General features: G+C 64.0%; 12 protein-coding genes and 2 tRNA genes. 1 reads left to right on the top strand and 13 read right to left on the bottom strand.

Features of this window, described 5'->3' with window-relative positions:
* Positions 1–157: 157 nt before the first annotated feature.
* From rbr to H6A21_RS08795, 12 genes are all read right to left on the bottom strand, one after another.
* The gene (rbr, locus tag H6A21_RS08850) at positions 158–697 is read right to left on the bottom strand and encodes a rubrerythrin (RefSeq protein ID WP_204562380.1); all 540 of its coding nucleotides are present in this window, start codon (positions 695–697) and stop codon (positions 158–160) included.
* Between the two features lie 266 nt (positions 698–963).
* Positions 964–1875 (bottom strand): adenine glycosylase, encoded by a 912-nt coding sequence (locus H6A21_RS08845; RefSeq protein ID WP_204562379.1) that lies wholly within the window; start codon positions 1873–1875, stop codon positions 964–966.
* A 38-nt stretch (positions 1876–1913) separates the two neighbouring features.
* On the bottom strand, positions 1914–2402 hold the full coding sequence (locus tag H6A21_RS08840) for an RrF2 family transcriptional regulator (protein ID WP_204562378.1): 489 nt from the start codon (positions 2400–2402) through the stop codon (positions 1914–1916).
* Positions 2403–3244: 842 nt separating this feature from the next.
* Positions 3245–3322: transfer RNA gene (locus tag H6A21_RS08835), tRNA-Asp, on the bottom strand.
* Positions 3323–3575: 253 nt separating this feature from the next.
* Positions 3576–3653 (bottom strand) — tRNA-Asp (locus tag H6A21_RS08830).
* A gap of 173 nt (positions 3654–3826) precedes the next feature.
* Positions 3827–4294, bottom strand: coding sequence for a metallophosphoesterase family protein (locus H6A21_RS08825; RefSeq protein ID WP_204562377.1), 468 nt, complete (start codon positions 4292–4294; stop codon positions 3827–3829).
* A gap of 179 nt (positions 4295–4473) precedes the next feature.
* Positions 4474–5190: a LytR/AlgR family response regulator transcription factor gene (locus H6A21_RS08820; protein WP_204562376.1), complete on the bottom strand. Its 717-nt coding sequence runs from the start codon at positions 5188–5190 to the stop codon at positions 4474–4476.
* 79 nt (positions 5191–5269) lie between these two features.
* On the bottom strand, positions 5270–6640 hold the full coding sequence (locus H6A21_RS08815; RefSeq protein ID WP_239462768.1) for a histidine kinase: 1371 nt from the start codon (positions 6638–6640) through the stop codon (positions 5270–5272).
* On the bottom strand, positions 6625–7824 hold the full coding sequence (locus tag H6A21_RS08810) for a glycosyltransferase family 2 protein (RefSeq protein WP_204562375.1): 1200 nt from the start codon (positions 7822–7824) through the stop codon (positions 6625–6627). The genes H6A21_RS08815 and H6A21_RS08810 overlap by 16 nt, the downstream gene beginning before the upstream one ends.
* A 70-nt stretch (positions 7825–7894) precedes the next feature.
* Positions 7895–8473: a QueT transporter family protein gene (locus tag H6A21_RS08805; protein WP_204562374.1), complete on the bottom strand. Its 579-nt coding sequence runs from the start codon at positions 8471–8473 to the stop codon at positions 7895–7897.
* Between the two features lie 94 nt (positions 8474–8567).
* On the bottom strand, positions 8568–9818 hold the full coding sequence (locus H6A21_RS08800) for an MFS transporter (RefSeq protein WP_204562373.1): 1251 nt from the start codon (positions 9816–9818) through the stop codon (positions 8568–8570).
* A gap of 127 nt (positions 9819–9945) precedes the next feature.
* Positions 9946–10890, bottom strand: coding sequence for a zinc dependent phospholipase C family protein (locus H6A21_RS08795; protein ID WP_204562372.1), 945 nt, complete (start codon positions 10888–10890; stop codon positions 9946–9948).
* Positions 10891–11072: 182 nt separating this feature from the next.
* Here H6A21_RS08795 and H6A21_RS11010 point away from each other — a divergent pair, with 182 nt between their 5' ends.
* Positions 11073–12314, top strand: a complete 1242-nt coding sequence (locus H6A21_RS11010; protein ID WP_239462767.1) for a C39 family peptidase — start codon at positions 11073–11075, stop codon at positions 12312–12314.
* Positions 12315–12742: 428 nt separating this feature from the next.
* Here the strand turns inward: H6A21_RS11010 and arcC are convergent, their stop codons facing one another.
* The gene (gene arcC, locus H6A21_RS08785) at positions 12743–13705 is read right to left on the bottom strand and encodes a carbamate kinase (RefSeq protein WP_204562371.1); all 963 of its coding nucleotides are present in this window, start codon (positions 13703–13705) and stop codon (positions 12743–12745) included.
* Positions 13706–13735: the final 30 nt, after the last annotated feature.

Genomic DNA, 13735 nt, shown 5'->3' with positions numbered 1-13735 from the left:
GGCAGGTCAAGCTGAAGGGCCTGACCCCGGCGGAGTTCCGGGAGCAGGCCCTTCGGAAGGCCGCGTAGCGGTTATGATTTATCGCGTCCAAGATTTGGGGCGCAGTTCACAAGGGCGCGGAGGGCCTCAAGAGAACCTATCGGTTCAGAGACGTGGCCTAGTAGTTGACGACCTGCTCCTCGAAGTAGCTCTTCGGGTGAGCGCAGACCGGGCAGAGCTCCGGCGCGGTGGGGCCGACATGCAGGTGGCCGCAGTTCAGGCACTTCCAAACCTTGACGCCCTCGCGGTTGAAGACCTCGCCCTTCTCGACGCGCTCGGCGAGCTTCAGATAGCGCTCCTCGTGAGCCTTCTCAACAGCGCCGACGCCACGGAACTTGGCGGCGATCTCCTTGAAGCCCTCCTCGTCGGCGGTCTTCGCGAACTCGTCGTACATGGTGGTCCACTCGTAGTTCTCGCCCGCGGCGGCATCCTTGAGGTTGGTCAGGGTGTCGGGCACAGCGCCGTCATGCAGGTACTTGAACCACAGCTTGGCATGCTCGGACTCGTTGAGGGCGGTCTCCATGAAGATGTTGGAGATCTGCACGTAGCCGTCCTTCTTGGCCTGGGACGAGTAGTAACGATACTTGGTGTGGGCCTGGGACTCGCCGGCAAACGCGGTCTCAAGGTTCTTCTTTGTCTGGGAGTTTTCGAAGTCCATTGGTATTCCTCCTCTGTGCCGAGAGCATTCGGGTAGCAGGTGGCTATCCGTTGCCCTTATTGTAAATGATTCCTAATAAGAAATCTCTTACCCTACGGGTTCTATACCCAACTTCACGCTCGCTTCACACGTGATGGCGCACGGGATTTTCATGCGGAGCTGCTGCCGCGCACAGGCACAAGCAGCCCGGTGGGCAAAGCACCGAGCACCCTTCGAATTCTTCTTGAATAATGGTCAACATGGTCGAAAGGCCCGCGGCACTTCCGTCAGGCGATCGACCAGATGCCGTCCCCCGCTGCGGCAAAGCCCTCGCGCGTCAGGTCGGCCAGGATCGACGCCACCTCATCGGCAGCCACCGCCTCGCGGCCCCCCGCGTGCTCGAAATCGTTCACGCCGCTGCGCACTTCATCGAGCGAAAGCCCCGGTGCGCCGGCGGCCTGGGCATCGAGCAGCATGCGCACGATATGCGCGCGCTTCTGGCGGCGCGACCCCTCGAATTTCGACTGGCGGGTGTAGCCGCTCGAGCGGCGCGACGGATTGGGGATCGTCTTCTTCAGATAGGCGCCGTAGTCAAGCATCGCGTAGTACCAGGCCCGGGGCGTGTCGGACGCGTCCTGAGGCGTGGCATGGCAAGACGGCTCGCCGGCATCCCGCTCAGAGGGACCCTGCGGGCAGGTCGCCTCGACGAGCGGCACGAGCTCACGGTCGGGCACCGCCGGCACGTCGGGAAAGAAATGATGCAGCACGACCGTGCGGACGTTCGTCTCCAAATAGACGCCGGGAAGGTCGAACGCGAAGGCGCGGATACCCTGGGCCGTGGCCGGACCGATGCCGGGTAGCGCTTTAAGCTCACGCAGGCCGGAGGGAAAGACGCCGTCATAGGTATCGCGCACCATCTCCGCTGCGGATTTCAACGCCAGGGCGCGGCGGTTGTAGCCCATGCCCTGCCACGCCGCTAGAACATCGCTCACCGGCGCCGCCGCCAGCGCCTCCACGGTCGGAAAGCGGTCGAGCCACTCCTCCCAGCGCGTGAGCACGCGGGCCACCTGCGTCTGCTGGAGCATCACCTCGGACAGCCAGATGCCATACGGGTCGCGCGTGTTGCGCCACGGGAGGTCGCGATACAGACGGGCCCCTTCCGCCCGAACCAACGTGCGAAAGGGGTCCACGTCAAGCACCTGCGCTCCTTTGACATCAGGCGAGCGCCACCGTGCCGCTACGAGCTCAGAGAGGGCATCTCACCGCATGAAACATACGAGCAGAACGCATCGCGATCTGCGAATTTAGGATCGACCGCCGGTCCACGCCTGAAGTTCACCACGTCGTCGAGCGTGACGGAATCGAGGTAGCTGTACACGAGCCGCTGCGTACCGACCCAGATGGGATGATAGCAGCAGGAACCCCGGCGTGCGCACGTCGCGCTCCCGCCGGTGCAATCGTTCATAACGAGCGGGCCCTGCACCGCCTCGACGATCTGGCGAATCGTAATCTCGGAGGGGTCGACCTTGAGGCGCATGCCGCCGTGCACGCCGCGCAGGCTCTCGATGATGCCCGCCTGGACGAGACCGTGCTGGATGGAACGCGCAAAGGAATAGGGAACGCCCGCTTCATCCGCCGCAGTCCGTACGGAAAGAAGGCCACCCTCGTCCTTAACCAACATGGAAAGCATGCGAAGGGCGTAGTCGGTCTTCCTGGAGATGTCCATCTCCCCTCCTTGCGATAAGACGCGTGGCGCACTCCCGAACGCCGGGACAATGATGGCGAACGTGTGCGCATCAGTAGGATTTAGGTATTAAAACCGTCAAAACGGTTCAATTACTATACACCCACCCTGACACCATGCCATCAACCATCGTTAAAACAGCCCTTGTTTGTGAAGGTTCATGCACAGGTGTCTCTTTTGTAAACCGGCCATGAAGCGAGGACTGCCCGACGGGATGCGCCGATGTGTCGGACATCGCGCCGTACGCTCAGCTAGAGGGATACGCATGAGATCATTTGCCGCCAACAGCCATGAGTACCCCCCCCCTACGACGGCAGGCGCCTCGTTAAATCCGCCTTCAAAAGCCGTGAATACATATGAGATATGAACAGGGGTACGATTTTCGGGTGCAATCCCTCCATCGGGCGAAGACCGTCTGCATTTCCGCAGGATTCAACTGGAAAAATACCAGGGGGTATAGCGCCTATGGTCAATTGGCACCCAAAAATCGTACCCCTGTTCATATTTTATTTAATCTGTCTGTCAACCAGCAGTTTATCCCGATCAGTTTTATGCAGAATGACCGGGAGCTTGATACACTCAGAGACTCGTCTCGAGCAGAGTGCGCTCGCAATCGAATCAAGTCGCACATCCATCAGCAATTCCGCAGCGGGACTTACCAATCGGCGGTCCCCAGGACTTCTCTGAAGGCCTTTGCAAAGCCGCTGTGCAACAACTGCTGCCAGCGACATGACGACCCGCCTTGAACACCAATGGTCTACAGCAGCATGGGAGACAGAAATACGAAAAGAGCCCCGCTCGAAAGCAAGGCTCTTCAAATTCGATGGCGGGAAGTACGGGGCTCGAACCCGCGACCTCCGACGTGACAGGCCGGCGCTCTAACCAAACTGAGCTAACTCCCCATCACAGCTCGTCGCTGCGAGGATTAAGTATAGAGGGTTCTCAGCAGATGGCTAGAGGGCAATTTGGCTTCACAAGCTGACCACAACACGTGCGCCCCACTCCCCAACAGCAGATCAGACGCAGCGCTCCCACCCCCTGCGCGAACGCAATCGCATCAGAATCACCCGCATAGCTGCTGGTATTCTGCGCGGCACACTAACGGAAACCTATAAGAAAAGAGCCCCGCTCGAAAGCAGGGCTCTTCAAATTCGATGGCGGGAAGTACGGGGCTCGAACCCGCGACCTCCGACGTGACAGGCCGGCGCTCTAACCAAACTGAGCTAACTCCCCATCACAGCGCGTTGCTGCGAGAGAAAGTATACACAGACTCGCTTCGTTCGCGCAACAACTTTTTTGGGAAATTCCAACTTATCGCCGTGGGCGCACCTCGAGCGGACCGGCGCACGTACGCGCCGCACGCCGCCAGATGACGTTGCGCCGAGTCCGAAACCCAGCCCACCCCGCTACTGCAGCGGGATGATCTCCAACGAGAGCACCTCACCGTCGCGGGCGTACAGGCGCGCCATCGTAGGACCCTGCGCAGTCCTCGGGTACGTCGGTGAACCCGGGTTCACGAGCGTCATGTTCCCCATGGGCAGAATCACCGGCCGGTGCGTGTGTCCGCACACGGCCACATCGATCGAACCCTGCGGCAGTTCCTCACGATAATGGCTCACGCCGAAACGCAGTCCCTCGTACGTGAACACCAGGCGCTGCTTCACCTCGGGACCGTAGTTGTAGTACCAGTCGTTGTTGCCCAGCACCGCGCGCACCGGGGCGATGGTCTCGAGCTCCGCGAAATCGGACTCGGACGTGATATCTCCCGCATGCACGATCAGGTCCGCCCCATCGAGCTCTGCGCGCAGGCGCTCCGAGATGCGCCCGTGCGTGTCGGAGATGATATCGATTCGCTTCGCACCTACAAGGTCCATCTCCGAATCCTTTCCGTTCCGAATCCCGGCGCACGCATCCGCGTCCGCATCGTCCCCATACAAACCAGCGGCGCCCAAGACGCCGCCAGCCACATGATCTTTCTGCCCAAACAGACGGCTCAGCACACGACGCACGCTCTCCAGCATACCGAATGCTCCTTACCGCCTACCGCCGAACCCTACAGGTTCAGAGCCTTCTTCAACGGCACCACGCGGCGCCGCGAGACCGGAATCCGATCCTCCACACCCGTCACGCCGAGCTGGATCGCTCCGGAAGCCGCCGTCTCCACGTCCTCGACGCACGCGAGGTTCACGATGTAGCGGCGATGCACGCGGAAGAACCCGAAGTCGTCGAGCTTCGACTCGAACTGCGCAAGCGAGGTGGTCGAAAGGAAGCGATCGTCCTCCGTGAAGATGCAGGAGTAGTCGTCCTTAGCCATGATGTAGCGGATCTGGTCGACGGGGATGAGCACCTTGCGGCCGCCCTTCTCCACCGGAATCCGCTCGATAGGCGTCTTGTTCTCGGCCACGGGCTTCACGCGGGCAAGCACCTTGTTCAAGGCCTGGTCCAGGCGCGCCTCCTCCACCGGCTTCAGCAGGTAGTCGACAGCGTCCACATCGAACGCCTCCACCGCGTGGTCACTGTAGGCGGTCACGAACACAATCGCCGGGGGATTCTTGAGCTTGTGCAGGGCCTCGGCGAGCTGGATGCCCGACGCACCGGGCATGGAGATGTCCAAAAACACCACGTCGACCCGATTCTCCATCAGCATCTCAATGGCGGAACGAACGCTCGAGGCCTCGGAGATGGAACCCATCTTGCCGGTCTGCTCCAGCAAGAAGCGCAACTCCGATCGGGCTGGCGCCTCATCATCGACAATCATTGCACGTAGCATACGCGTGAAAACCCTTCCCATACGTTCCGTGAACGGTGAGCCTGCGCGGTTGCGGCACCGATGGCGCGCGCGCCATTTTCTATTCTATATCTCTCGGCGTGAGAATGCTGTTTTCCAAATCGAGCTTGAGCGAAATGGTCGTGCCCTGCCCGGGCACAGAGTCCACGTGGGCCGAAGATCGGGGCCCGTAGAAGCGCTCGATGCGCTCGGAGATGTTCTGCATGGCGACACCCGCGCCGCCCCCCTGCGGGGCGTCGGTGCTGACCTTGCCCGCATCGAGGCTGAACAGGCGCGATGCTGTGGATTCGTCCATGCCCACGCCGTCGTCGGTGACCTCGATCAGGATGAAGCCCTCCTCGGGCACCGTGGCGCGCACGGTGATGTGGAGTGCACCCTCGTCGCGCATGCCGTGGCGGACGGCGTTTTCCACCAGCGGCTGAATCACGAACGACGGCACGAGGACGTCGCGCGCCTCGGGTGAGATGTCCATGGTCTCCACGATGCGGTCGTCACCGAAGCGGGCCTTCTCGAACAGCAGGTAGCGGCTCGTCTGCTCCACCTCGCGCGTCAGCGGGATCATGGACCCCGAGTTCTCGAGCGTGGCGCGGTAGAACATGGAGAACTCACGCAGCAGGCCGCGGGCGCGCAGCGGATCGGTGCGCGTGAGGGCGGCGATGGTGTTCAGCGTGTTGAACAGGAAGTGGGGGTTGATCTGCGCCTGCAGCGCGCGAACCTCGGCGCGCGCCGTCAGCTCGTCTTGCAGCTCGAGCTCATGGATGTTGAGCTGGGTGGAGAGCAGCTCGGCGAAACCCGACGCCAGCGCGTACTGGGTGCGGTTCACGTCATGGCTGCGGCGGTAGTAGAACTTGAGCGTGCCGACGGCCTTGTCGCGCACCTTCAGGGGCACGATGATGCCGGCCGGGATGGCGCGGTGCTCGGTGCGCTCGCTCTTCACGTCCACCATGTGGGTGAACGACTGCGCCACGCCGTGCTCGAGCACGTAGCGCGTCGCCGGGGTGTGGATGAGAGAACCGGAGGGGAAATCGCCCTCGAGCTCTCCCACGCAGGCGAGGACGCAGTTTTCGTCCGTGACGGCGATCGCCATCGCGCGGGTCTCGGGCAGAAGGCGGCAGCAGATGGCGCGGGCGCTCTCCTCGTTCAGGCCGCTCTTCGCGATCTCGAGCAGCTCGGAGGCCGTCGAGAGCGCCTGCTCGGTGTATTGGGAGCGTAGCGTGTCGGGGTTGAGGCACAGGTAGATGAACGCCACGAGCAAAACGAACAGCATCGCGCTCGCGATGACCGCCGCGGACGGGTCCAACCCCTCGATGAGCGTGTAGGCGCAAAACGCGATGAAGCCCAAGGCGCACACGACGGAGAACAGCCGAAACCCCGGCAGCACCCCCGACCGCGCCGCCATGCGCTCACCGTACTTCTTTAGGTCTGCGGGCATGTGCACTCCTCAAGCATCTGGACCAGGTCCGTATCGTTCCACAACCCATTCATGATACTGGGCCAGAAGCTCTGGAAGCGGATGTACTTCGATTTGTTCTCGTTCGCGTACTGCTCGGCCTGGGCGCGCCCGTGCCGCCAGATATGCAGGTACCCGTCGTGCTCGTCGGTAAGCAGCATGCGCGCGAAGGCCGTCTTGCGCACGCGCTCGTCGAGCTCGTCGGAAAACCAGGGGCCCGGATACGGCATGAGCGAGGCGGGCGTCACCGGCACGAGGTCGTGCTGGCGCGCCGCATAGCGCAGCTTCGCGCGCTCGTAGTACCAGCGGTAGACGTTTTGCATGAAGCGCGGGGCGCGGTGGTTGGAGGGCGGCGGCAGGTGCCTGACGACCCACTCGTTGTCGAACCACACGTCCAACCCGTACATGCGCATGTTGAACAGGTAGTCGAGGTCCTCGCCGCGCGTGATCCACGGGTCGAACGCCACGCGGGTGAACGCGCGGGCGTGCAGGGCCATGCAGCCGCCGCACACGTAGTTGGAGCGCGAGATGCGCGTTCCGGACAGCGCCCGGCGCATCCAGCGGTTGAACTCGATGCGCTTCGTCCACCAGCGGTGCGTGATGTCGGCCTTGCCGGGGTCTGCCAGCGGCGACCCCTCGCGGTTGTAGAAGTAACCGCTCTTGGCGAGGATCGGCAGGCCCTGACGGGTCTCGCGCCCCAGCGCGTAGAGCGCCCGCTGCATGAAGTCGGGACCGAGCACGAGCTCGTCGTCGTCGAGAAAGATCACGCTGTCGTGCGCGAGGATGTTCGCGACCGCGAGGCCCATGTTGCGGATGGCGCCGTATCCGCGCAGGGAGACCGGCTCCCCGGGAACCTTCGGGGCGATCTCGCCCACACGCTCCCGTATGCGGGAGGCCTCGCGGTTCGTGACGATGGTGATGGTCAGGCTGGGGTGGGCGGCGGCGAGGCGCTCCACGCGCTCGCGCGCGGCATCGGTCACCGAAAGCGGGCAGACCACGAGCACGATGATGCGGCAGATGTCGCGCACCTGTTCGAGCGACGCCAAGCACATATCGAGCTCGGGCTTGGGGCTGTGCAGGTCGGTGCTGTGGTCATAGGCCCCGGGAGTCTGGACGCGTGCTGAATCCTCTGCCCAGTAGGAGGGGATAACGATTGCGGGATTCATGCACTCCCCCTTCCGACGTCGACCTTGCAGAGTGCTCGCGCGGAAAGGGTTGCCCGTCTCCCCATCCGCCTTATCTGTTTGTACCCATCTCGGCAAGTTCGCGCTTGATGAAGGCCGATTTGGTCAGCGAACGGTAGAGGGGATACCCCAGCACGTACATGATAGTCGCTTCACCGATGCCCGTGGTCACCAGACCGAACAGGTACATGAGCGGCCAGGAGCCGTCGAGCGCGATCGAGGTGAACGGGATGGTGTAGAAACCCACGCCGGCAAGCAGGATGGGCAGGTACGCCGGCACGATGAGAGCGTTTGCCAGCACGGGGCCGGCGAGCGCCACGAGCGGATGCGAGCGCATCTTCCAGGTGAAGAGCGCCCCGAGGAAGGTCGCGAGCGAGCCGAAGACCACGTCGAGCAGGCCGAGGGCGCCGGTGCCCGACAACACGATGTTCGCCACGTTGGCGATGGCGCAGCCGAGTGTGAGGCCGGGGATAGCCGCAGGCGTCACGAGCGCGAGCGCGCACAGCGCCTCGGAGATCCTGAACTGGATGGGGCCCCAGGCGAGATTGCCCAAAAAGAGCATGGTCACCAGCGTGCAGGCCGCATAGGTCGCAGCGATCACGCCGGCTCGGGCGATGTAGGTAGATTTCACTGTTAGGTCACCTTCTACAAAATACGGAGGGCTTTACTGTGTGCAGCAAAGCCCTCCGGTACAGGAAGCGAAGGTTAACCGTGGCGCCGGGCGGCTAGGCCATGCCTCGGATGCTGGAGAGCTTTACTAGCATGACGAGGCCCACAACCAAGAGGATCCCGATGGAAAGCACTCCTAAAGAAGGATTCCCCGTGAGCCACGTCACGCTCGATACTAGCAGAGTTCCCATGACACTCGCATAGCGCCCGAAAATGTCAAAGAAGCCATAGTATTCGTTGGCGCGCTCCTTGGGCACGAGCTTGCCGAAGTAGCTGCGCGACAGGGCCTGGATACCGCCTTGGAACAGGCCGACGGCGAGCGCCAGGATCCAGAACTCCGCAGCGGAGGTCAAGAAGAACGCGGCGAACATCACGATGCACACGTAGGCGATCACCGCGATGATGATCATGCGCAGCGTGCCGAACTTGCCCGCCATGCGCCCGTAGGCGATCGCCGAGGGGAACGCCACGAACTGCGTGACGAGCAGGGCCAAGATGAGCTGGGTGGAGTCGATGCCGAGCGAGGTGCCGTAGGTCGTGGACATGGAGATGACCGTGTGCACGCCGTCGATGTAGAAGAAGTACGCGACCATGTAGATGAGGACGGCACGGTCCGAGGCGATGCGGCGCATGGTGGCGAAGATGCCGCGGATGGTCTTGGCGACCTCGGAGCCAAACGTCTCGCCCGGCGCGAGCTCCTTGCCGAAGCGCTGCTTGTAGGTGCGCAGCAGCGGCACCGTGAAGGCCAGCCACCAGACGCCCGTGATGACGAAGGACAGGCGCGTGGCGAGCATCATGTCGAGCCCGAGCACGCTCGGCCCCAGCATGATGAGCGCGATGCAGACGAGAAACGGGATGCACGAGCCGATATAGCCCCAGGCGTACCCGGAGCTGGACACGTTGTCCATGCGCTCGTCGGTCGTCACATCAGGCAGCATCGCATCGTAAAACGTCATCGACGAGTTCAGGCCGATGGTGCACAGCACGTAGACGCACAGAAACGGAAAAGCGCCCATGGGGATGGCCTGTGCGAAGCACAGCACGAGGCCGGTCAGGAAGAAGCCCAGGAAGAACTTGATCTTGTTGCCCGCGAAGTCGGCGAGCGATCCCAGGATGGGCATGAGGAGCGCCACCACGAGCGAGGAGATCGTCTGCGCGTTGCCCCAGGCGCTCACCATCTCCACGGCGGAGGCGCCGGTGTTGATGGCGTTGAAGTAGATGGGCACAACCGAGGTGTTGAGCAGCACGAGGGCGGAATTGCCCACATCGTACATGACCCAGTTGCGCTCGAGTTTCGTGTAGTTCATGGCGTCCTTTCGCCGTCGTTCGCCTTCGAACTATGGTACGGCAGGCGCCGATGCCGAAACGTAAGGTTTTCGTCAGATGCGCCCCGCCCCGTCCGTGCGCGGGCGGGACGGGGCACCCGGGCCCCGTCTACTCCTCCCCGTTGTATTCCTCGTCGGAGCCGAGCACGCGACCGGAATAGTTCGTGTGCCGCGTGAGGGCGGCCATGTTCTCGCCGCGGATGAACCCTTCGGCCAGGCGCGCGTAGTCGTCGAGGGCGCGCGCGAACACCTCGGGGAAACTCTCGTGCGACTCCTCGTGCGTATAGGGGTTCGACCAGGGCAGATGCCTCAGGTTACCGGTCGCAGCGGGCGCCTCATCGCACACGGGGTGCGAAAGCGAGGTGAGTATAGAGTAGTTGGACACGAGCCCCTCGAGCGCTCCGAGCACGCGGACCGAAAGCGATCCCGCCGGCTCGATCAAGCGGTAGACGAACTGCATGTCCGCCACCGCGCCGCCGTATTCGGCCGCGCCGACCTCGAGGTTGTAGACGCTGCGCGCGACAAAGCTCGTGAGCGCGCCCGCGACCTTGTTCACCCGACCGGTCGTCACGAGCTCCGAGACCGGTGGGCAGTCGGCGCACGTGGCGCCCGCACGCTTCATCTGCAGCATGAGCACGTCCAGATCGCTCTCGATCACCGCGTGCACCTTGCTTCCCGCGCCCGCGAGCGACTCGTCCATGCGCTGGATGCCCCACTGCTGGTCGTAGACGAACGGATGGGCGCAGCGGTCGAGCGCGTAATGGGAGAGCATACCGAGCGCGAACGCCCGCCCGACGCCCACATCGTGCGCAGGCAGGCTGCTCACGCCCTCGCGCAGCGCGCTGAACTGACGGGAGATGCGCGCGGCGTGCATGCGCTGGGCGAACGTCATGCATTCACGCGCATGCGGCGTGCGGACGCGGAAGAAGAACGGGTCGGGACCCTGGTTCGCGATGAGAAACGCGATGCGCTCCTCCTCGGACGACACGATACCGGCAGGCAGGCGCTCGATGCTCTCCTCGCCGAACAGATGATGCGTAATCAACGCAGGCATAGCGATCCTTCTCATATGAGTCCATCGCGCCTATTATGCCCATCTCGAGCGCTCAGCGATCACAAGCGCGCTCTCTCGCCGCGTACCGCGAGCTAAACACCCGTCGCGTCGGCTCACCTGCGCGCCGGGCGCGCTAAGATAGAAACCACGAGCACATCGGTCACGCGGAAAGGAGGCCGCCCATGGGTAGCCCTCGCAACGTGCGCCTCGTTTCCTCCCGTCGACCTCCCGCTGAACCCGCATCGAACGATGCGATAAGCGGCGCCGGCAGCCGCGCGCCCCGCGCAAACAACGCGCCGTACGAGCCGCGCGCCCGCACGCAGGCGGGTCATAGCAGCCGGTCGCGCACCGCACCGGCGGCGCCCCGCACCCGCGGCGGCATCCTCCAGCGCATCGCAGGGGCATTCGGTGCCCTCGTGGGCGCCGTGCGCAGCCTGTTCCAACCAAAACCAACCTCGCGCCGGCGCCATCGCACGCACGGACGCGGTCCAGCAGAGACCCAGCACCTGCACAAGACCTTCCGGTCCGGGACGGCAGCACCCCGCGGCAGTTCCCTTCCCGGCTACGACGGCACCTCCGAGCTGCGGCGCGCGCCCTCGCGCGGCCGGGGCGGCTCGGTGATCGGCCAGCCGCTCTCCCACTCCTCGGCGCGCAACCGCGGCCGGGGCGGATACCGCGTCAGGCACACGGATGCGCGCAGCCGGCGGCGCTCCCCGTACGTGAGCCACAGCGCCGCCCCCTCGCGCGCGCCGCTGCGCCCCATCACCATCGCGGTCACGAGCCTGGCGCTCGCTATCGTGCTGTTCGTAGGCTCGAGCTTCGTCTCCCACGACCCCGTCGGCCTGGACCCCGAGACCGAGATGCCCCTGCTCGACTTGCCCCTTCTCAACCCCACTGCGTTCCCCGTCTCCACGGACCCGGACGCGTGGCAGGCCGGCGAGATGCCCCATCTCTACCAAACCGACGTCCGCTGGGCGAACCTGCCCTACGGCGGCGGCACCGTCGCCAAAAACGCCTGCGGCCCCACCGTCATGACCATGCTCTACGTGTACTTCACGGGCAGCAAAGACATGGACCCCGGCACCATGGCGGCATGGGCCGACTACAACAACTACGCGCCGACCGGCGCCACCGAGTGGTCGTTCATGACCCAGGCCGCCGCAGCGTTTGGTTTCTATGGCGAGATGGTCGATCCCACCCGCGAGACCATCGAGGGGGCCCTGCGCGCCGGCAACCCCGTCGTCTGCGTCGTCGATCCGGGCGACTTCACCAACGTGGGCCACTTCATCATCCTGAAGAGCATCGACGACCGCGCCATGGTGGAGGTCTACGACCCCAACAGCCCCGAGCGCAGCGCTCGGAAATGGGACATCGTGCGCGTCCTCAACCAAACCGACGTCGCCTGGATCTATTCGAGCTACTAAAAGGCGCTGATTCAGCGCTTCCGCGCAGGCGCCTCCGTGGCGCCACGGAGGGTTCGTGCCCGCCCGCTGCCACATATTGCCGATATTAGGCTCCTTTGGGGACGCTGTGCCAAAATGCCACCGGGGCATGGGCCGGCCAACAGGGCGTTTGCCCCCGAGTCCCCGGCCGAGACAGCGCGGCGCGGCAGCGGAAACCTAAAAGCGCACATACGTAGCAGCTGCCGGGCGCGAATCGACCGCTCGGGTGCCCCGGACCGGTCCCCTAGGCACTCCGGAAACGCCAACCAGCGCATTCGGCACCCCGCTCCACCGTGCCCGGCGCGGTGCCACAGCGTCTCGCTCGCGTCTCCCGGCATGCAAAACCCCGATGGCCGCACGAAGGCGGCCACCGGGGAAAGGAGAGGAGCAGTTTTTCGCAGAATGGCTCGTTACGCGTAGATGCGGGTGCCGGAGAGGCCGGCCATGGTCTCAGCAGCCTTCTCGAGAGCGCCGATGATGCAGATGCGACCCTTGCGGGAGCGCGCGAACTTGATGGCAGCGCGGACCTTCGGCTCCATGGAGCCCTTGCCGAACTGGCCCTCGTCGGCGTACTTCTCGGCCTCGTCGGCAGAGATCTCCTCGAGGTCCTTCTGGTCGGGCTTGCCGAAGTTGATGGCCACATGGTCGACGGCGGTCAGCAGGAACAGGACGTCGGCGTCGCAGTCCTCAGCGAGCAGCTCGCCGCCCATATCCTTGTCGATAACGGCCGCAACGCCCTTGTAGCAGCCCTTGTCGTTGTAGTCGCGGACGACCGGGATGCCGCCGCCACCGCAGGCGATGACGATGAACTCGTTGTCGAGCAGGTTCAGGATGGAGTCGGCCTCGACGATCTTCTTGGGCTCGGGGGACGCGACGACGCGGCGCCAACCGCGGCCGGAGTCCTCGACGAAGGTCATCTCGGGATTCTCGGCCATGATCTCCTTGGCCTGCTCCTCGGTGTAGAACGGGCCAATGGGCTTCGTGGGATTTTGGAAGGCGGGGTCGTCCGGATCGCACTCGATCTGGGTCACGACCGTCGCGGCGTGCCAGCGCTTGTAGCGGCGATGCATCTCGCGGCCGATGCCCTGCTGCAGGTGATAGCCGATGTAGCCCTGGCTCATGGCACCGCACTCGGGCAGGTCCATCGAGGGGGTGCCGATGGCGTCATGCGCCGCGGCGAAGGCATTCTGGATCATGCCGACTTGCGGGCCGTTGCCGTGGGTGATGATGATCTCGTTACCCTGCTCGATCAGACCCAGCAGCGCGTGCGCGGCATGGTTGACGCGCTCGATCTGCTCAGCGGGCGTATCGCCCAAGGCGTTGCCGCCCAACGCGACGACGATGCGGTCGGGCTTGCCGAAAGGCTTGGACATAGGTGACTCCTTTCCCTGCGCTGCGCGCGC

The organism is Collinsella tanakaei, from assembly GCF_016902615.1.
GTDB lineage: Bacteria > Actinomycetota > Coriobacteriia > Coriobacteriales > Coriobacteriaceae > Collinsella > Collinsella tanakaei_A.
The sequence above is the reverse complement of the archived record's forward strand: the minus strand, read 5'-3'. Positions and strand labels throughout refer to the sequence as shown.